The organism is Amycolatopsis samaneae (genome assembly GCF_039541975.1).
GTDB classification, from domain to species: domain Bacteria; phylum Actinomycetota; class Actinomycetes; order Mycobacteriales; family Pseudonocardiaceae; genus Amycolatopsis; species Amycolatopsis samaneae.
This window is the reverse complement of record NZ_BAABHG010000013.1, coordinates 122627-140069: the sequence shown is the minus strand read 5'-3', so window position 1 is coordinate 140069 and position 17443 is coordinate 122627. Positions and strand designations below refer to the sequence as shown.

The following is a 17443-nucleotide window of genomic DNA, read 5'->3' as shown; positions in this document are numbered from 1 at the left end:
GTCCGAAGTGGACGCGGATCCCGGCGGCGCCTCAGTTCCCCCCGCGCGCGTTCGTGAGATGGGCGAGGACGAGGTCTTCCAGTGTCACCGGACGCGGGGCCCAGCACGGCTCCGTTTCCGGCGCGACGGTGCCCAGCGGGACCCGGAGCAGGAATTCGGACCGCCCGCCCGCGTGCCGGGCCTCGACGACCTCGCCGGGCACCGGCGCGGTGGCCGACCGGGGACCGGCGTACCGCAGGTGCGCGGCCAGCAGGTCGTCGATGTCGCCCTCGACGCGCAGCCGGCCGCGTTCGAGCAGGAGCAGGTAGTCGGCGACCCCGTCGAGTTCGGCGACGGCGTGGGTGGACACCAGCACGGTCATGCCCGTGTCGGCGACCTCGGTGAGCAGTTCCCTGGTGACCTCGCGCCGGGCCAGCGGGTCCAGTTCGGACAGTGGTTCGTCCAGGAGCAGCACGGAAGGACAGGACCCCGCGGCGAGCGCGAGGGCGACCTGGGCCCGCTCGCCGCCGGACAGCTTCCCGCACGCGCGGCCGAGCGGGACACCGAACCGCTCCAGCCAGCGTTCCGCCCGCCCCTGGTCCCACACCCGGTTCAGGGCCCGCCCCAGCCGCAGCATCTCCCGGACGCTGAAGTGCGGGTAGAGCGGCTTGTCCTGGGCGACGAACGCGACGCGCGCCCCGTCCGCGACCCGCACCTCCCCGGTGTCCGGCGCGAGCACCCCGGCCAGCGCGCCGAGCAGGGTGGACTTGCCCGCGCCGTTGCCGCCCACCAGCGCGGCCACCCGCCCGGCCGGCACCAGGAACGCGCAGTCGCGCAGCACCCACCGGCCGCGGTGGACCTTGCCGAGGCCCCGCGCCGCGAGCGCGACGCCGTCCGGACTCACCTCGTACGGTCCACAGTGGACTCGGCGAGGACGTCGCCGACCAGCGCCTGGATGTCCTCGTCCTCCATCCCGGCCTCCCGCGCGTCGCCGGTCCAGCGCGCGAGCCGCACCCGCAGCCGCGCCATGGCCTCGGGGTCCACCGAGCCGAGCGACCGCTTGACGAAGGTCCCGGACCCCTGCCGCGCCTCGATCAGCCCTTCGAGCTCCAGCTGCCGGTAGGCCTTGAGGACGGTGTTGGGATTCACCCCGCTCGAGGAGACCACGTCCCGCACGGTGGGCAGCCGGTCACCGGGTCGCAGCCAGCCCAGGCGCAGTGCCTCCCGGACCTGGTTGCCCAGCTGCACGTAGGCGGGCACCCCGCCGCCGCGGTCGACGCGGAACTCCACGGCCACACCTCCATTGTGTCACTTGACTAACACAATAGCTGACAAACCCGCCTCGGCACGTGTAACACTTAAGCAGTGTACTAGTTAAGTAGAACACTTGAGAGGCAGCGCGATGCACCGTCTTGCCAGTACCCTCGGCCGCCTGCCGCTTTCGCGGCTCGGCCCGCTCGTGGCGTTGTGCGGCCTCGTCGCGATCGCCGTCGCGGCGTACCCGGTCCACTCCTACGGCGGGTGGGTCGCCGACCTGCAGGCCTACCGCGAGGGCAGCCGGGCCTGGTGGCACGGCGGGGACCTCTACGGCCCGCTGCCGGGCACGCCGGGCGGGGCGACGCCGCCGTTCCTCTACCCGCCGTTCGCGCTGTTCGCGCTGACGCCGTTCACGGTGCCCCCGCTGCCGTCGGCCATCGTCGTGACCGTCGTGGTCACGGTCGCGGCGCTCGCGGTCACCGCCTACGTCGTGGCCCGGTGGGCGTGGCCGGACGCCGGGCGCCGGGGCGCGGCCGGGATCGCGGCGCTCACCACGCCGGTGTTCCTGCTGTTCGATCCCCTGCGCGAGAACCTCGGGCTCGGCCAGGTCAACGTGTGGCTCATGGCGCTCGTCGCGGTGGACTGCCTGAGCCCGCGCACCCGCTGGCCGCGCGGGCTGCTGGTCGGCCTCGCCGCGGCGATCAAGGTGACCCCGGCGGCGTTCCTGCTGTTCTTCTTGCTGCGCAAGGATTTCCGGGCGGCGGGCACCGCCGCGATCGCCGGGTCCCTGGCGACCGGACTCGGCTTTCTCGTGGCCCCGACGGAATCGGCGCGTTTCTTCTTCGGCGGGGTGCTCGCCGACGGCACCCGCGGCAACCTCGGCCGCGAAACCAACCAGTCCCTCACCGGCGCGCTGACGCGGCTCGGCCTGCCGGGCGGCTGGCACTGGGCGCTCCTGATCATCCTGATCGCGGCCGTCCTCGTGGCCGCGGTGCTCGTCACGCGGCGGGCCTCCCCACCGCTCGCCCTCGTCGTCAACGCCGTGGCCGCGCTGCTGTGCTGCCCGCTGTCGTGGTCGGCGCACTGGGTGTGGATCATCCCGGCACTGCTGATTCTCGCGAGCCACGCGACGAACCTCGCGCACCGCCTCGGCGTACTGGGATCGGCCGCGCTCTTCGCCGGCGGACCACAGCGGGCCTTCGCCCCCCGGCGGCACCTGGACCGGCTGGCAGTATGTCGCCGGGAACGCCTACGTGCTCGTCGCCCTGCTCGCGCTGCTCGGCGCCGCGTGCTTCACCCTGGCCCGCACCCGGGTGCGGGCCATCCCCTCACGACGGGATGATCAGGCAGGTGCTGGACGCGGTGGCCAGCACGCGGCCCGCCGCGTCCCGCACGTCGCCTTCGGCGAAGGCCACCCGTGACCCGGCCTTCACGACCCAGCCGTGCGCGCGGATCTCGCCCATGCCGCCGTGGATCGGGCGCACGAAGCTGACCTTCAGCTCGACCGAGGTGTACCCGACCCCGGCGGGCAGCGTCGAGTGCACCGCGCACGCGACGGCGGAGTCCAGCATCGTGGCCGCCACCCCGCCGTGCACCGTGCCGATCGGGTTGTACAGCGACTCGTCCGGCTCGGCCGCCAGCACGACGTCCCCCTCAGTGACGCTGACCCAGCGCAGCCCGAAGTGGGCGGAGATCGGCGGCGGCGGGACGCTCCCGTCGGCGATCCCGCGCAGATAGTCCACACCGGACAGTTTCGCGCCGAGTTCCGCCGTGGGCAACGGATCCCGCCACGAAATGGTCTTCTCACGCAGCTGTCCCACGTGCACGTCTCCGACGGTCATGCCGCCTCCGCTCGCCGAGATACCAGGACGGTCGTCCTAGTGATCAGGATAGGCACAGGACGATCGTCCTAGTCAAGGACTAGACTGGGAACGTGCCCGACACCACCACCCGGGAGCGGATGATCTCCACGGCGATGACCCTGTTCCGCCGCGAGGGCTACCCGGCGACGTCCTGGCGGCGGCTGGTCGAGGAGGCCGGCACGCCATGGGGCTCGGCCTACCACCATTTTCCCGGCGGCAAGGAGCAGCTCGGGGTCGCCGCGATCGAGCTGGGCACCGAACTCGTCGCCAAGACGGTGCGGCGTGCCTTCGAGCGCACCGAGACCGTCGAGGACGCCGTGCGCTGGTGGTACCGCAAGGCGGGCCAGGCGCTCGCCGCCGACGGGTACCGCGGCGGCTGCCCGCTCGCCACGGTTTCGCTGGAGATGGCCAACGTCTCCCCCACGCTGACCGAGGCGTGCCGCACGGCGTTCGCCACCTGGCACCGGCTGCTGGCCGGGCTGATCGCCGGGCGCGGGTACGACGCCGAGCGCGCGGAGGACCTCGCCTTCGCCGCGGTGGAACTCCTGGAGGGCGCGCTGCTGCTCTGCCGCGTCCGCCGGTCCACCGCCCCGCTCGACCGCGCCGCCACGCACTTCGCCCGGCTGGCACGGGAGGAAAGCTGAGCTGGTCCGGCCGCGGCCGGGGTGCCATCATCGGCGCGTGAGCACCGAGCCGGAACCCCGCCTCATCGACCCCGACCGCGCCGCCGCGGCCAGCGCCGGGCTGGGCGACCGCGCGGTGATCGACGAGTGGGCACGGCGGTTCTCCGCCGTCGCCGACCCGTCCCGGCTCGCGCTGCTGGTGTCCATCCACTACGCCCGCGAAATCAGCGTCACCGACCTCGCGGCGGTGACCGGGATGACCGACACCGCCGTGTCCCAGGCGCTGCGGCTGCTGCGCGCGCACGGGCTCGTCGCGGCCAGGCGTGCCGGGCGGGTGGTGCGCTACCGCCTCGCCGACGAGGACGTGCACGAACTGATCCACCGCGTCCGCCCGCATCCGGCGCGCACCGGCGAGGCGGGCTGAGTCCCGGTACCGTCGCAGGCATGCTCGGACTGCCGGAGACCATCACCGCCTGTCTGTTCGACCTCGACGGCGTCCTGACCGGGACGGCCGTGCTCCACCGCGAGGCGTGGAAACGGACCTTCGACGAGTTCCTCCTCGCACGCGACGGCGCGGATTTCACTCCGTTCACCGACCACGACTACGCCGCCTACGTGGACGGCAGGCCACGCGCCGACGGCGTCCGCGAGTTCCTGCGCTCGCGCGGGATCACGCTCCCCGAAGGGGAACCGGACGATCCGGTCGACGCGGCGACGGTCAACGGCGTGGGCAACCGCAAGAACGAACTGGTCCTGAAGATCATCGAGGAACGCGGGGTGAACCCCTATCCCGGTTCGGTGCGGTACCTCGAGGCCGCGCGGGACGCCGGGCTGCGGATCGCGGTCGTGACCTCCTCGGCCAACGGCGCCAAGGTGCTCGACGCCGCGGACCTGACGCGGTTCGTGGAGGCCAGGATCGACGGGCTGGTGATCGGGCGGGACCACCTGAAGGGCAAGCCCGCGCCGGACTCGTTCCTCGCCGGTGCCCGGGCGCTGGACGTCGAACCCGCGCACGCGGCGGTGTTCGAGGACGCGCAGTCCGGGGTCCAGGCCGGCCGGGCCGGGGGCTTCGGGTTCGTCGTCGGCGTCAACCGCGCGCACCAGGCCGGTGAGCTGCGCGCGCACGGCGCCGACGTGGTGGTGGACGATCTCGCCGAACTGCTGGAGGCACCGTGAGCTTTCCTGGCCAGGGCACGATGCCGGGGCACGGGTACGAATGCGCGCCGTGGGAGCTGCGCTGGCGTGGGATGGACATCGGGGCCCTGCAGCGCACCGAATCCGCGTTCGCGTTGTCCAACGGGCACATCGGGCTGCGCGGCACGCTGGAGGAGGCGGAGCCGCGCGGGTTGCCGGGCACCTACCTCAACGGGTTCTACGAGCAGCACGAGCTGCCCTACGCCGAGGGCGGGTACGGCTACCCCGAGGAGGGCCAGACCGTCGTCAACGTGACCGACGGCAAGATCATCCGGCTGCTCGTCGAGGACGAACCGCTCGACATGCGGTACGGCACCGCGACCGCGCACGACCGGGTGCTCGACTTCCGCGCGGGCACGCTGACCCGCGCCACCGAATGGTCCTCGCCGACCGGGCGCCGGGTCCGCGTGCGCACCGAACGGCTGGTGTCGTTCACCCAGCGCGCGGTGGCGGCGATCCGCTACGAGGTCGAGCCGCTCGACGACGACCTCCAGCTGGTGGCGCAGTCGGATCTGCTGGCCAACGAGCCGATCGAGTCCGACACCCGTGACCCGCGTGTCGCCGCGGCGCTGGAGTCCCCGCTGGTCTCGCTGTTCAGCCACGCCGAGCAGTACAACGCCGTGCTGGTGCACCGGACCCGGGTGTCCGGGCTGCGGATGGCCGCGGCGATGGACCACGAGATCGAGGTCGACGACGGCGTCCGCACCCGGATCCACGCCGAGGACGATCTCGCGCGGCTCACCGTGGCCGTCGACGTCCCGAAGGGCGGGCGGCTGCGGATCACGAAGTACCTCGCCTACGGCTGGTCGGCGCAGCGGTCGGTGCCCGCGCTGCGCGCGCAGGTCGACGCCGCGCTCGCCGGGGCTCGGCAGACCGGCTGGGCGGGGCTGCTCGCCGAGCAGCGGGCGTTCCTCGACGACTTCTGGGCCACCTCGGACATCGAGCTCGACGGCGATCCCGAGCTCCAGCAGGCGGTCCGGTTCGCGCTGTTCCACCTGTTGCAGGCCGGGGCCCGCGGGGAGAGCAGGGCGATCGCGGGCAAGGGCCTGACCGGGCCGGGGTATGACGGGCACGCGTTCTGGGACACCGAATCGTTCGTGCTGCCGGTGCTGACCTACACGATGCCGGACGCCGCCCGCGACGCGCTCCGCTGGCGACACTCCACAATGGACAAAGCGAAGGACCGCGCCGGTCAGCTCGGGCTGCGCGGCGCGGCGTTCCCGTGGCGGTCCATCACCGGCGCGGAGTGCTCGGCGTACTGGCCGGCGGGCACCGCCGCGTTCCATGTCAGCGCGGACATCGCGGACGCGGTGCTGCGCTACCTCGGCGCCACCGGCGACGAGGAGTTCGAGCGCGAGTGCGGCGCCGAACTGCTCGTGGAGACCGCGCGGCTGTGGGCCTCGCTCGGCCACCACGACCGGCGTGGCGCGTTCCGCATCGACGGGGTGACCGGGCCGGACGAGTACTCCGCGGTGGCGGACAACAACGTCTACACGAACCTCATGGCCCGGCGGAACCTGCTCGGCGCGGTCTCGACGTGTGAACGGCATCCCGACCTCGCCGAGCGGTTCGGCGTGGACGCCCCAGAACTCGACTCCTGGCGCGCGGCGGCCGCGGCGATGTACCTGCCCTACGACGCCGAACTCGGCGTGCACCCGCAGTCCGAGGGTTTCCTCGACCACGACGAATGGGACTACGCGGGCACCGCCGCCGAGCACTACCCGCTGCTGCTGCATTACCCGTACTTCGACCTCTACCGCAAACAGGTCGTCAAGCAGGCCGACCTCGTGCTGGCACTGCACCTGTGCGGGGATTCGTTCAGCCTCGCGGAAAAGGCCCGCGACTTCGCCTACTACGAGGCGCGGACCGTGCGGGACTCCTCGCTCTCGGCGGGGACGCAGGCCGTCGTCGCGGCCGAGGTCGGGCACCTGGCGCTCGCCTACGACTACCTCGCCGAGGCGGCGCTCACCGACCTGAACGACGTGCACAACAACGTCCGCAACGGCATTCACATGGCGTCGCTGGCCGGGGCGTGGCAGGGCGCGGTCGCCGGGTTCGGCGGGCTGCGCGATCACGGCGGCGAGCTGACGTTCGCGCCCCGGCTGCCGCCCGCGCTGAACCGGCTCACCTTCCGGTTGTGCTTCCGCGGCACGCGGTTCCAGGTCGAGATCGACCGCGACGAGGCCACCTACCACGTGCTGATGGGCGAGCCGCTCGCGCTGCGCCACCACGGCGAGGCGATCACCGTGACCGCCGAACCGGTGCGGCTGCCGATCCCGCCGATCGATCCCGGCGAGGCGCCCGTGCAGCCACTGGGCCGGGAACCCGTGCGACGCGTCCGCGGCCCCGGCGGCTGAGGCCTCAGTCCGGCGGCTCGCCGGGCTGATCCTCGGTGCCGGGCGGCGGATCGACGTCACGGGTCCGGCCCGGAGTCAGGTCCGGGCCCGGCGCGGTGGGGACGTCACCGGGCAGCTGGGGATCGGGCAGCTTCGGCTGCTGCTCGTCCTCTTCCCCGAAAGGCTCGTTCATCCTTTCTGGGTACCCGGTTTTCCGTCCCCGCACCAGGGGCGGGGCTACGCGACGCGGCGCCCGCCGCGCGCGGGCGATCCGCCGAGCCGGTCGAGCAGGGTGAGCAGCAGGCCGTCCCTGGTCGACCACGGGCAGATCGCCACCCGGCCGCCGGACACGGTGAGCAGCGCCTCCGCGACGATCGCGCCGGCCAGCGCCTGCCGGGCGCGGACCCGCGAGATGCCGGGCAGCTCGGCCCGGCGGGCGGACGGGAGCGCGGCCAGCCGGGGGATCCACGCGCGCAGGTCCTCCAGCCGCAGCTCGCGTGCCTTGCCCGGCCGGTCACCCGCGAGCCGGGCGAGCTGGCGCAGCACCTTCGAGCAGCCGACCACCCGGTGGTCGGCGATCTCGGGCAGCACGTCGCCGAGCGCCTCGGTGACCTCTTCGAGCGCGTGTTCGCGCAGCGCGGCGGCCCGCTCGCCCGACACGGGTTCGACGGGCAGCCAGTCCCGGGTCATCGACCGCGCGCCCAGCCGCAGCGACCGCGCGAACGCGGCCCGCTCGCCCCGGCCGGCGGCCAGTTCGACGGTGCCGCCGCCGATGTCGAGCACCAGCAGCGGCCCCGCCCCGGCGCCGTACCAGCGACGGGCACCGAGGTAGGCCAGCTCGGCCTCCCGGCGCCCGGAGAGGAACCGCAGCTCGACGCCGGTTTCGGCGGCGATCCGGTGGACCACCTCCCGCGCGTTGCGCGCGTCCCGGATCGACGAGGTCGCGAGCGGGTACACGTCGGTGACCCCGTGCTTGGCGGCCATGGTCATCCCGGCCGACACCGCGGCGGTCACCGCCGCGATCCCGCGTTCGGTCAGGCGTCCCGCCGGGTCGAGTTCGCGGTCGAGCCGGAGCCGGGTCTGGTGGGACAGGGCCGGGTCGAGCGGTGTCCCGCCGGGCTCCAGCACCACCAGGCGCGCGCTGAACGATCCGACGTCCAGCACGCCCACCGCGGGCTTCTCCGTGGTCGACGCGATCTTCGGCACAGCCGGGCACACCTCACTTCCGCTGCGGATGATCCTCCGGGGTCTTACCGTGTCCGGGATTCAACCCCCTGTTCACCTGATCTTGGCCGAACTCCCCCGTAAGTCACGTGGTTTTGACAACTTCCTGGCGCTTCGCTCACGCCGTGATATCACCACAGATTACCGAAGGTAACCCGACTGAGTGATTCAGGGCGAGTTAAGACTCAATTCGGTAACGACGACGGGGGCCCGGGACGATGTCTGGGCATCAGACCGGGGTGGAGCGGCAGGTGAACGTGATCCGACGACCCGAGCGGCGCGGCGAGCTCGTCCCGCTGCTCGCCGCGGCGACCGCGGTCGTCCTCGGCCTGGGCGGGGTACTGCTGGGTGTCTCGTTCGCGCTCGCGCCCGCCGCGGTCACCCCGGCCACGGCCGGGGCCGCCCCCGTGCCCGCGGGCCGCGGCTCGCCCGCGAGCGGGCACACCACCCCGAAACCGGCGGTGCTCGAAATCCCGACGCTCGGGCTGACCAGCGGAAAGCTCGTCGAACTCGGGCACACCCCGGAGGGCCGCCGGGAGCTGCCCGGCACCGCTACGAGCGTCGGCTGGTTCGCCGACGGCCCCGCGCCCGGCGAGAGCGGGGTCGCCGTCGTGGCCGGGAACGCGGGCTTCGGATACGCGCACGGCGCTTTCGGCAGGCTCGCCGGGTTGCGGCCGGGCGACCAGATCACGGTGCGTGACGCCGCCGGGCTGGCCGGGCGGTTCGTCGTCCGCCGGGTGGCCGTCTTCCCGCCGGACACCCCGGACAACGCCCTCGTCGCGCCGGACGCGGGCGGGCCGGAGCTGCGGCTGATCACCTGCCACGGGACCTACGACGCCACCGCGGGCGTGGGCCACCGGACGGCGGTGTTCGCCGCCCCGGCGCCCTGACACCCCGCCTCAGCCGAGGAGTTCCCGCAACTTGGCCACGGCCTCGACCCGCGCCTCACGGCCGGGCAGCAACGGATTGACGACCAGCGTGGTCGCCCCGGCCTCCTCGAACGCGGCGAGCCGCTCCTTGACGTAGCCCGCGGGGCCCACCAGCGAAATCGCGCGGAGCAGCTCGGCGGGCACGGCGGCCGCGGCCTCCTCCTTCTTGCCGTCCAGGTAGAGGTCCTGGATCTGCTTCGCCTCGGCCTCGTAGCCGTAGCGGCAGGCGAGGTCGTTGTAGAAGTTCTTGCCCCGCGCGCCCATCCCGCCGATGTAGAGGGCCAGCATGCCCCGCAGGTGATCCAGCAGGTGATCGACGTCGTCCCCGATCGCGAGCGCGGCGCCGACGAAGGTGTCCAGCTCCGGCAGCGACGGGTCACGCCTGGCCTTGCCCTCCGCGAGCGACGCGCCCCAGACGTCGGCGGCCTTCTCGGGGTGGAAAAAGATCGGCTCCCAGCCCTCGGCGAGCTCCGCGGTGAGCGCGACGTTCTTCGGGCCGATCGAGGCGAGCAGGATCGGGATGCGCTCGCGGACCGGGTGGTTGATCAGCTTGAGCGGCTTGCCGAGCCCGGTGCCCCGCTCCGGCGGCAACGGGATCGTGTAGTGCTTCCCGTCGTGCACGACGCGCTCGCGGCGCCACACCTGGCGGCAGATGTCGATGATCTCGCGGGTCCGGCCGAGCGGCGCGTCGTACTTCACGCCGTGGAAACCCTCGATCACCTGTGGCCCGGACGCGCCCAGCCCCAGGGTGAACCGGCCGTCGGAGACGAAGTCGAGCCCGGCCGCGGTCATCGCGGTCAGCGTCGGCGTGCGGGTGTAGATCTGGAAGATGCCCGAGGCGATCTCCACCCGTTCGGTCTTCGCGGCGACGTAGCCGAGCTGGCTGACGGCGTCGAACGAGTAGGCCTCCGGCACGAAGACGATGTCGAGCCCGACCTTCTCCAGCTCGACGATGTCCGCGACGCTCTCGGCGAAACCGCCCGCGTAGCTGATCTGGGTCCCGATCCGCATCCGTTACTCCTTCTGCTCGGCTGGCCCCAGTCTACTGAGCGCCCGCTTAGGTCGGCAGCTCAGGGGAGATCGCCCGGCTTGGCTACGATTCACCCAGGACGGTGGGGAGAAGACGTGACACAGGGATCTGAGCGGCCCATACCGGGAGTGGACCTGGAGCGCCCCAGCGTGGCGCGGATCTACGACTGGTACCTCGGCGGTACGGCCAACTGGGCCGTCGATCGTGAGTTCGGCAAGAAGGTTTTGTCGACGTTTCCGGCCGGGGCGCAGTGCGCCAAAGCCAACCGGGCCTTCCTGCACCGCGCGGTGCGGCACCTGGTGCGGCTGGGTGTGCGTCAGTTCGTCGACATCGGCTCCGGTGTCCCCACGATGGGCAACGTGCACCAGGTCGCCGACGAGGTGGCGCCGGACTCCCGCGTGGTCTACATCGACCACGAACCCGTGGCGGTCGCGCACTCCCGGATCCTGCTGGAGCGCCACGGCGATCCCGGCCGCCACGCGGTGATCCACGGCGATCTCCGCGAGCCCGACCGGCTCTGGCACGCCATCGCGGACACCGGCGTGGTCGACCTCGACGCACCGCTGGCCCTGCTGGTCACCGCCGTGATGCACATCCAGCAGCTCGGCCCGGACGGCCGGGACCTGGGGCCGGAGGCCATCGCGCGGTATCGCGGGATGCTCCCCCCGGGTTCCTACCTGGCCCTGTCCCAGCTCACCCACGAGGGACTGCCCGAGGACATCGCCGGGCAGCTGCACGCGGTCATCCGGATGTACGACTCGGACGTCAGCAAGCACGTGCTGCGGTCGAACGCGGAGATCACCGCCCTGTTCGGTGACTTCGCGCTGCTGGAACCGGGTGTCACCTGGACGGCGGCCTGGCGCCCCGAGGAAAGCGGGCCCGACACACCCGTCATCGACTTCGCGGACCCCAGCGAGGCCGCGATGCTCGCCGGGGTCGCCCGCAAACCCTGAGGCTCGGCGCGTCCGGTCGCCGGGGTACGCGCGGTCGCCGGCTCTTCGGCCGGGCACGGACCTTGACGTCGTACGACAGCGACGAGGGCGCGAAACACGTCCACGCCGGTACTGACCGGGCCGGACCGGCACCGTGCCGGTCCCGTCCCGTCCGGCGTCGTCCACGGCACCCGGGCCACGCCGCCACGACCGGCGCCGGGCGGCCGGCCGGTGTTTCGGTGCCCGCCCGTACCACGCCGGCCCTCGCGTCCACCGGCACGCCAGCGCGGCCGCGCAGTACGCCGCACCGGCCAGCGCGGCGGAGCCGATCGCGTCGCTGGGGCGGTGCCAGCCCGCGATCACCGCGGCGAGCCCGGCCACCAGTGTCCAGACGGCCTCGGCCACCGCCAGCCCTCGGCGGGCACTCCGCGGCGCCACCAGCAGCAGGGCGAGCCCGATCGAGATGGCGGCGGTGGCGTGCCCGCTGGGAAAACTGTTGTGTGCCAGCCACACCACGTCCATGCCCCGTTCCGGACGCTCCAGCACGACCAGCTTGAGTGCCCGGGAGGCGCCGATCGAGCAGGGGATCACCGCCGCGGCGGCGAGCCCCACCCCCGGCCTGCGCCGCACGGCACCGACCAGCACCACCACGAGGACGGCGCCGAACAGCACCGGGACGTGCCCGATCGCCTCCAGCAGCCACCACGAGCCGTCCTGGACCGTCCCCGGGGCCTGGGTGGTCAGCCGCAGGAAGACCGCGTGGTCCCACCGCTGCCCCGCCGGGGTGACCACGAGACCGAAATAGCTGACGACGAACAGCCCGGCGCAGGCACCGAGGCCGATCGCCAGGCATCGTGCCTCGATGACCCGGCGGGCGGAGTCATGGGCCGGCCTTTCCTCGAGCACGGCTCCCCCGAACTATTCCTCGTGACACGGAATGCGGAGTTCGCGACTCTTCACTCGCCGAATCCGGAAATGCCGGCGCCGCACAATTCCGAGGGTCACCCGGCGGCACCGAATCTCGGCGAATGTGGCGAAACCGTGCGCTTACCAGGCATCGGCGGTGGCCGTTCCCGGCCGGTTTCCCTCATCCGGCAGGTACGTTACTAACCAACGAACCGGCAGACAAGGCATAACCTGCCCGGATTTCCCCCGCGCTCGAATGTGGTCATGATTTTGTCACCACGATACGAGTCGCGCCTATTCCCGCGTTGTCGAGATTGTCATTTTCGCGACGGCGGGATCGGCGGTACGGCGGACATACCGCTCGCTCACAGTGCCGCGCCGGCGTCGCCGGTGTCGCCGACGTGCGAGACGCCGTGATCGCCGAGGCGGTCCTGCACATCGCGCAGCAACAGGCGCAACAGCTCGGCGAGCTGCCGGCGCTGTCCGGCGTCCAGACCGGCGAGCAGTTCGAGTTCCCGCTCCAGCACCCGGGTGACGGTGCTCTCGACCAGGGCGTGCCCGGCCGGGGTCAGCTGGACCCACACGCTGCGATCGCCGGGGTCGGACCAGCGCCGCACCAGCCCGTCGCGTTCGGCCCTGGCCACCCGCTGGGAAATCGCTCCCGCGGTGACCAGGGTGAGCCGGGCCAGTTCGCGGGTGGTCAGCGCGTAGGGATCGGAGCCGCGGCGGAGCGTGCTGAGCAGGTCAAGGGTCGCCGAGTCGACTCCGGACTCGGCGAGCACCCGCCTGCGGTCCTCCCCGAACAGCTTGGCCAGCCGCCACGTCCTGGTGACGATGCCGATCGACTCGGTCGGCGTGCCCGGCCGCTCCCGCTGCCAGGCCGCCGCGATCTCGTCCGCGGCGTCCGGATCGTTCGCGCGATCGGGATCCGTCATCTCCACACTCCCGCCGTCGGTTGTCACGAGCGCTCTGATCATCCTAAGATTTAGGTCTAAACGATACTCGAAGGGAATCCAGATGACTCGAACGGCTCTCGTCACCGGCGGCGGCACCGGGATCGGCCGCGCGGTGGCCGCCCGCTTCACCGCCGCCGGCGACCGGGTCTATCTCACCGGCCGCCGCGAGAAACCCTTGCGGGAAGCCACAACCGCGCTCGGGGAGCTGGCGCACGCCCTGCCGTGCGACAACACGGACCCGGACCGGTTGGCCGCCGCCGTGGCCGAGCTGCCGGACACGATCGACGTGCTGGTGAACAACGCCGGCGGCAACACCGACTTCGACCTGCCGGAGCCCGACGGACTGGCCGCGCTCGCCCGGCGGTGGCAGGCCAACGTGAACGCGAACCTGATCAGCGCCGTGCTGACCACGCACGCGGTCGGCGACCGGCTGGCCACCGGCGGCGCGGTGGTCCACATCGGTTCGATCGCGGCCGATCAGGGCGCCGGTTCCTACGGTGCCGCCAAGGCCGCCCTCGCCGCGTGGAACGTGGACCTGGCCAAGCAGCTCGGCGCGCGCGGGATCACGTCCAACGTGGTCTCGCCGGGCTATGTCGAGGAAACGGAGTTCTTCCGCGACCGGCTCACCGGCGACCGCGTCGGCCGGCTCGTCGACGCGACGCTCACCGGCCGCGCCGGGACACCCGCCGACATCGCGGAGACCGTGTTCTTCCTGGCCTCTCCCGGCGCACGGCACCTCACCGGGCAGGCGATCAACGTCAACGGCGGCGCCCACACCAGCCGGTAGCAAGTCGATTGACGACAGCCACCGTACTCACGTTCACCTCCGCGGCCGTCCTCATCGTGATCGTCCCGGGGCCGGATCAGGCGCTGCTGCTCCAGATCAGTGCCGCCGCCGGGCGTCCCGCGGCGATGCGCACCGCCGGCGGGATCCTGCTCGGCATCGTGCTCTGGGGCCTCGCCTCGGTGCTGGGCCTCTCGGCGGCGATGGCCGGCGGCGGCGTCGCCTTTCGCGTCATTTCCGTGGCGGGGGCGGCCTATCTGATCTGGCTCGGGGTTCAGGCCTTGCGTTCCGCGAGGTCGGCCGCGGTCGTCATTTCCGAGCAGCACGACGTTCACCGGAACAGAGCCTTCTTCGGGCGGGGGTTGCTCACCAATCTGCTGAACCCGAAGATCGGCCTGTTCTACCTGTCGATCCTGCCGGAGTTCCTCCCCCACCCGTCGACGCCGGCCATCGGTGACGAGATGGTGCTCTACGCCATCTACGTGACGGTGAGCGCCCTCTGGCTGCTGGGGTTCGCGTTCGCGGCCGGGAGCCTGCACCCGGTACTGAACCGGCCGCGAGTCAGGCGGTCACTGGATTCGGTCCTCGGCGTGGTCCTGGTCGGGCTCGGAGTCACCGTGCTGCTGGGGACGTGACCGCTTCCCCGCCGGCCGCCGGCAGGGCCGGGCCCGCGCCACCGGGTGGACCGGGGGCCGGGCCCGGTCACAGGCGGATGGACTTCCTGTTCATGAATTCCTCGATGCCGAGCGTGCCGAGTTCGCGGCCCATGCCCGAGCGTTTGATCCCGCCGAAGGGCAGGTCGGCCTGGGAGCCACCCGCCCGGTTCAGGTAGACCATGCCCGACTCGATCCGCCCGGCGACCCGCCGCAGGCGGGCGGCTTCGGTGCCGAACACGCTGGCGCCGAGCCCGAACGGCGAGTCGTTGGCGATCGCGACGGCCTCGTCCTCGGAGCCCGCGCGGAAGATCAGCGCGACCGGGCCGAAGATCTCCTCCCGGTAAGCGTCCATGCCGGGGGTGACGTCCGTCAGCACGGTGGCTTCGAGATAGGCGCCGGGGCCGAGACGCTTTCCGCCGGTGCGCAGCGTCGCGCCCTGGCCGACCGCGGTCCGGACCTGGGCGGCCACCTCCTCGGCCGCGGCGATCGACGCCAGCGGCGGGAGGGTGGTCGCCGGGTCGGCGGGGTCGCCCGCCACGTAGTACTCGGCGACCCGCTTGGTGAAGCCGCTGACGAACTCGTCGTAGATCTCGTCCAGCACGATGATCCGCTTCGGGGCGTTGCAGGACTGGCCGCAGTTGCGCATCCGCGCGGTCGCGGTGGCCTTCACGGTTTCGTCCATGTCCGCGGTGTCCAGCACGATCAGCGGATCGGAGCCGCCCAGTTCCAGCACGCACCGCTTGAGGTTCCGGCCCGCGTCGGCGGCCACCGCGACACCCGCTTGTTCGCTCCCGGTCAGGGAAACGCCCTGCACGCGCGGATCGGCGAGGATACCGGGGACCTGCCTGCTGGACGCGTAGGTGTTGACGTACACGTCCTCGGGCACGCCCGCCTCGTGCAGGATCTCCTCGATCGCCTTCGCCGACCGCGGGCAGATCGAGGCGTGCTTGAGCAGGATCGTGTTGCCCAGCACGAGATTCGGCGCGACGAAGCGGGCCACCTGGTAGCAGGGGAAGTTCCACGGCATGACGCCGAGCAGCGCGCCGAGCGGTTCCCTGGTGAGGACCGCTTCCCCGCCCTTGATCGCCAGTGGCTCGTCGGCAAGCAGGGCGGGCCCGCGCTCGCCGTAGTAGGTGAAGATGTCGACGACGACGCCGACCTCGCCGCGGCCCTCGTTGATCCGCTTGCCCATCTCCAGCGTCATGATCGCGGCCAGTTCGTCGGCGCGTTCGGCGAACAGTTCGGCGGCACGCAGCACGACGGCCGCGCGTTCGGCCACCGGGCGGCGCCGCCAGGACCCGTACCCCCGGTGCACCCGCCCGACGGCCGCCTCGACCTGTTCGTCGGTGGCGTTCGGGATCTCCTCGACCAGTTCCCCGGTGGCCGGGTTGGTGACTGAGTACATGCGCGGACCTCCGCTGGCTTGCCCGGTGACGCCTGACCACTCCTGACGATTGTATACCGCATACAGACGACAGTCAGCAGCAGGCGTGCGGCATCGCCCCACCGGATACCGGCAGGTGTCAGATCGCGGGGAGCACCCGCCCGCGCACGTCCCCGAAGCCGACGCGCGTCCCATCCGGACCGGGCGCGGTCCCGCTGATCACGACCTCGTCCCCGTCGAGCAGGAACTTCCGGGTCTCGCCGCCGGGCAGGTCGAACGGCTCGCGGCCGCCCCAGCTCAGCTCCAGCAGCGATCCACGCTGCTCCCGCTCGGGCCCGGTGACCGTGCCCGAGGCGTAGAGGTCACCGGTGCGCAGGCTCGCGCCGTTGACCGTCAGGTGCGCGAGCTGCTGGGCGCCGGTCCAGTACTGCGTCGCGAACGGCGGGCTGGAGACCAGGTGCCCGTTAAGCCGGATCTCCAGCGCGAGGTCGATCCCCCACGGCTCGCGGCCGCGCAGGTAGTCGAACGGTTCCGGGTCCTGGACCGGCGGGGCGACCCTCGCGTGCTCCAGCGCTTCGAGTGGCACGATCCACGCGGACATCGACGTCGCGAAGGACTTGCCGAGGAACGGCCCCAGCGGCTGCGACTCCCAGCCCTGGATGTCCCGCGCCGACCAGTCGTTGACCAGGCACATCCCGAACACGTGCTCGGCGAAGTCGTCGACCGGCACCGGAGTGCCCACAGTGGACGGTGTGCCGACGACGAATCCGACCTCGGCCTCGATGTCGAGCAGTCGTGACGGGCCGAAGCTCGGTTCGGCCGCGCCGCGCGGTTTGCGCTGCCCGCTGGGCCGGGTCACCGGCGTCCCGGACACCACCACGGTGCCCGCCCGGCCGTGGTAGCCGACCGGGAGCCGCTTCCAGTTCGGTGCCAGCTCGCCCTCGGCGCCCAGCAGGATCCGCCCGGCGTTGAGCGCGTGCTGCTCGCTCGAATAGAAGTCGACGTAGTCCGCCACCTCGATCGGCAGGTGCGTGGTGACCTCGTCCCGTGCCACCAGATGCGGGGCGATCCGGTCCGCGTGCTGCTTCCCGGTGAGCCACTCCCGCACTCGTGCCCGCACCTCCCGCCAGACCGGCCGTCCGGCGGCCAGGAACGGGTTGAGCACGCCCGCGCCGAACAACGGCGCGAGCGCGGTGTCCTCCGTCGCTGCCGAAAGGTCCAGTACCTGGTCGCCGACCGCGACCCCGGCCCGGCGACGGGTGTCGCCGGGCCGGGAGAACACGCCGTAGGGCAGGTTGTCCAGGCCGAACGCGGTGTGCTCGGCCAGGTCGAGCCAGGTCACGCGGTACTCCTTCGGTCAAGCGTTGAGCGTCCTCGACGACGCTCGACAC

General features: G+C 72.3%; 18 protein-coding genes and 1 pseudogene. 9 read left to right on the top strand and 10 right to left on the bottom strand.

The features are described from left to right. Positions 1–31 precede the first annotated feature (31 nt). Complete coding sequence (locus tag ABD987_RS31180) at positions 32–883, bottom strand: ATP-binding cassette domain-containing protein (RefSeq protein ID WP_345402056.1); 852 nt, start codon at positions 881–883, stop codon at positions 32–34. Further along, on the bottom strand, positions 880–1275 hold the full coding sequence (locus tag ABD987_RS31175; protein WP_345402053.1) for a GntR family transcriptional regulator: 396 nt from the start codon (positions 1273–1275) through the stop codon (positions 880–882). Before ABD987_RS31175 ends, ABD987_RS31180 begins: the two co-directional genes overlap by 4 nt. A gap of 106 nt (positions 1276–1381) precedes the next feature. Here ABD987_RS31175 and ABD987_RS31170 point away from each other — a divergent pair, with 106 nt between their 5' ends. Beyond that, the gene (locus ABD987_RS31170; protein ID WP_345402050.1) at positions 1382–2578 is read left to right on the top strand and encodes a glycosyltransferase 87 family protein; all 1197 of its coding nucleotides are present in this window, start codon (positions 1382–1384) and stop codon (positions 2576–2578) included. Here the strand turns inward: ABD987_RS31170 and ABD987_RS31165 are convergent. After that, a complete protein-coding gene (locus tag ABD987_RS31165; protein WP_345402047.1) occupies positions 2565–3077 on the bottom strand; it encodes a PaaI family thioesterase in 513 nt (170 codons plus the stop codon). The two genes, ABD987_RS31170 and ABD987_RS31165, sit on opposite strands and share 14 nt — an antisense overlap. Before the next feature lie 92 nt (positions 3078–3169). On the opposite strand from ABD987_RS31165, the gene ABD987_RS31160 reads away from it, so the two are divergent. The 4 genes from ABD987_RS31160 to ABD987_RS31145 are packed head-to-tail and all read left to right on the top strand — an operon-like array spanning position 3170 to position 7272. Then, complete coding sequence (locus tag ABD987_RS31160) at positions 3170–3742, top strand: TetR/AcrR family transcriptional regulator (RefSeq protein WP_345402044.1); 573 nt, start codon at positions 3170–3172, stop codon at positions 3740–3742. 37 nt (positions 3743–3779) lie between these two features. Next, the gene (locus tag ABD987_RS31155; protein WP_345402041.1) at positions 3780–4145 is read left to right on the top strand and encodes an ArsR/SmtB family transcription factor; all 366 of its coding nucleotides are present in this window, start codon (positions 3780–3782) and stop codon (positions 4143–4145) included. Between the two features lie 20 nt (positions 4146–4165). Continuing rightward, positions 4166–4897: an HAD family hydrolase gene (locus tag ABD987_RS31150; protein ID WP_345402038.1), complete on the top strand. Its 732-nt coding sequence runs from the start codon at positions 4166–4168 to the stop codon at positions 4895–4897. A 20-nt stretch (positions 4898–4917) separates the two neighbouring features. Further along, positions 4918–7272: a glycoside hydrolase family 65 protein gene (locus ABD987_RS31145; RefSeq protein WP_345402461.1), complete on the top strand. Its 2355-nt coding sequence runs from the start codon at positions 4918–4920 to the stop codon at positions 7270–7272. A 4-nt stretch (positions 7273–7276) separates the two neighbouring features. Here the strand turns inward: ABD987_RS31145 and ABD987_RS31140 are convergent, their stop codons facing one another. Together ABD987_RS31140 and ABD987_RS31135 are read right to left on the bottom strand one after the other, a co-directional pair. After that, positions 7277–7444, bottom strand: a complete 168-nt coding sequence (locus tag ABD987_RS31140) for a hypothetical protein (RefSeq protein WP_345402035.1) — start codon at positions 7442–7444, stop codon at positions 7277–7279. A gap of 44 nt (positions 7445–7488) precedes the next feature. Next, positions 7489–8448 carry a Ppx/GppA phosphatase family protein gene (locus ABD987_RS31135; RefSeq protein ID WP_345402458.1) on the bottom strand — a complete coding sequence of 320 codons (960 nt, stop codon included), beginning with the start codon at positions 8446–8448 and terminating at the stop codon, positions 7489–7491. A gap of 278 nt (positions 8449–8726) precedes the next feature. On the opposite strand from ABD987_RS31135, the gene ABD987_RS31130 reads away from it, so the two are divergent. Beyond that, positions 8727–9365, top strand: coding sequence for a class F sortase (locus ABD987_RS31130; RefSeq protein WP_345402033.1), 639 nt, complete (start codon positions 8727–8729; stop codon positions 9363–9365). A gap of 9 nt (positions 9366–9374) precedes the next feature. On the opposite strand, the gene ABD987_RS31125 is transcribed toward ABD987_RS31130, so the two are convergent. Continuing rightward, on the bottom strand, positions 9375–10415 hold the full coding sequence (locus ABD987_RS31125) for an LLM class F420-dependent oxidoreductase (RefSeq protein ID WP_345402030.1): 1041 nt from the start codon (positions 10413–10415) through the stop codon (positions 9375–9377). A gap of 147 nt (positions 10416–10562) precedes the next feature. Here ABD987_RS31125 and ABD987_RS31120 point away from each other — a divergent pair, with 147 nt between their 5' ends. Continuing rightward, a complete protein-coding gene (locus tag ABD987_RS31120; RefSeq protein WP_345402455.1) occupies positions 10563–11387 on the top strand; it encodes an SAM-dependent methyltransferase in 825 nt (274 codons plus the stop codon). 303 nt (positions 11388–11690) lie between these two features. Here the strand turns inward: ABD987_RS31120 and ABD987_RS44630 are convergent. Together ABD987_RS44630 and ABD987_RS31110 are read right to left on the bottom strand one after the other, a co-directional pair. Continuing rightward, positions 11691–11888 (bottom strand): annotated as a pseudogene (locus tag ABD987_RS44630) (phosphatase PAP2 family protein); the annotation flags it as partial. A gap of 749 nt (positions 11889–12637) precedes the next feature. After that, positions 12638–13207, bottom strand: coding sequence for a MarR family winged helix-turn-helix transcriptional regulator (locus ABD987_RS31110; protein ID WP_345402024.1), 570 nt, complete (start codon positions 13205–13207; stop codon positions 12638–12640). A gap of 82 nt (positions 13208–13289) precedes the next feature. Here ABD987_RS31110 and ABD987_RS31105 point away from each other — a divergent pair, with 82 nt between their 5' ends. Together ABD987_RS31105 and ABD987_RS31100 are read left to right on the top strand one after the other, a co-directional pair. Beyond that, entirely contained in the window at positions 13290–14015 is a 726-nt protein-coding gene (locus tag ABD987_RS31105) for an SDR family NAD(P)-dependent oxidoreductase (protein WP_345402021.1), read from the top strand. 8 nt (positions 14016–14023) lie between these two features. Further along, complete coding sequence (locus tag ABD987_RS31100; RefSeq protein WP_345402018.1) at positions 14024–14647, top strand: LysE family translocator; 624 nt, start codon at positions 14024–14026, stop codon at positions 14645–14647. Positions 14648–14714: 67 nt separating this feature from the next. Here ABD987_RS31100 and ABD987_RS31095 read toward each other — a convergent pair whose 3' ends face one another. Next, entirely contained in the window at positions 14715–16073 is a 1359-nt protein-coding gene (locus ABD987_RS31095) for an NAD-dependent succinate-semialdehyde dehydrogenase (protein ID WP_345402015.1), read from the bottom strand. A 118-nt stretch (positions 16074–16191) separates the two neighbouring features. Next, positions 16192–17394, bottom strand: a complete 1203-nt coding sequence (gene fahA / locus ABD987_RS31090) for a fumarylacetoacetase (RefSeq protein ID WP_345402012.1) — start codon at positions 17392–17394, stop codon at positions 16192–16194. Between the last annotated feature and the right edge of the window lie 49 nt (positions 17395–17443).

Coding starts and splice junctions, on each gene's coding strand:
- ABD987_RS31170 (WP_345402050.1), top strand. CDS start 1,382: ATGCACCGTCTTGCCAGTACCCTCGGCCGCCTGCCGCTTTCGCGGCTC.
- ABD987_RS31165 (WP_345402047.1), bottom strand. CDS start 3,077: ATGACCGTCGGAGACGTGCACGTGGGACAGCTGCGTGAGAAGACCATT.
- ABD987_RS31150 (WP_345402038.1), top strand. CDS start 4,166: ATGCTCGGACTGCCGGAGACCATCACCGCCTGTCTGTTCGACCTCGAC.
- ABD987_RS31145 (WP_345402461.1), top strand. CDS start 4,918: ATGCCGGGGCACGGGTACGAATGCGCGCCGTGGGAGCTGCGCTGGCGT.
- ABD987_RS31140 (WP_345402035.1), bottom strand. CDS start 7,444: ATGAACGAGCCTTTCGGGGAAGAGGACGAGCAGCAGCCGAAGCTGCCC.
- ABD987_RS31125 (WP_345402030.1), bottom strand. CDS start 10,415: ATGCGGATCGGGACCCAGATCAGCTACGCGGGCGGTTTCGCCGAGAGC.
- ABD987_RS31110 (WP_345402024.1), bottom strand. CDS start 13,207: ATGACGGATCCCGATCGCGCGAACGATCCGGACGCCGCGGACGAGATC.
- ABD987_RS31105 (WP_345402021.1), top strand. CDS start 13,290: ATGACTCGAACGGCTCTCGTCACCGGCGGCGGCACCGGGATCGGCCGC.
- ABD987_RS31095 (WP_345402015.1), bottom strand. CDS start 16,073: ATGTACTCAGTCACCAACCCGGCCACCGGGGAACTGGTCGAGGAGATC.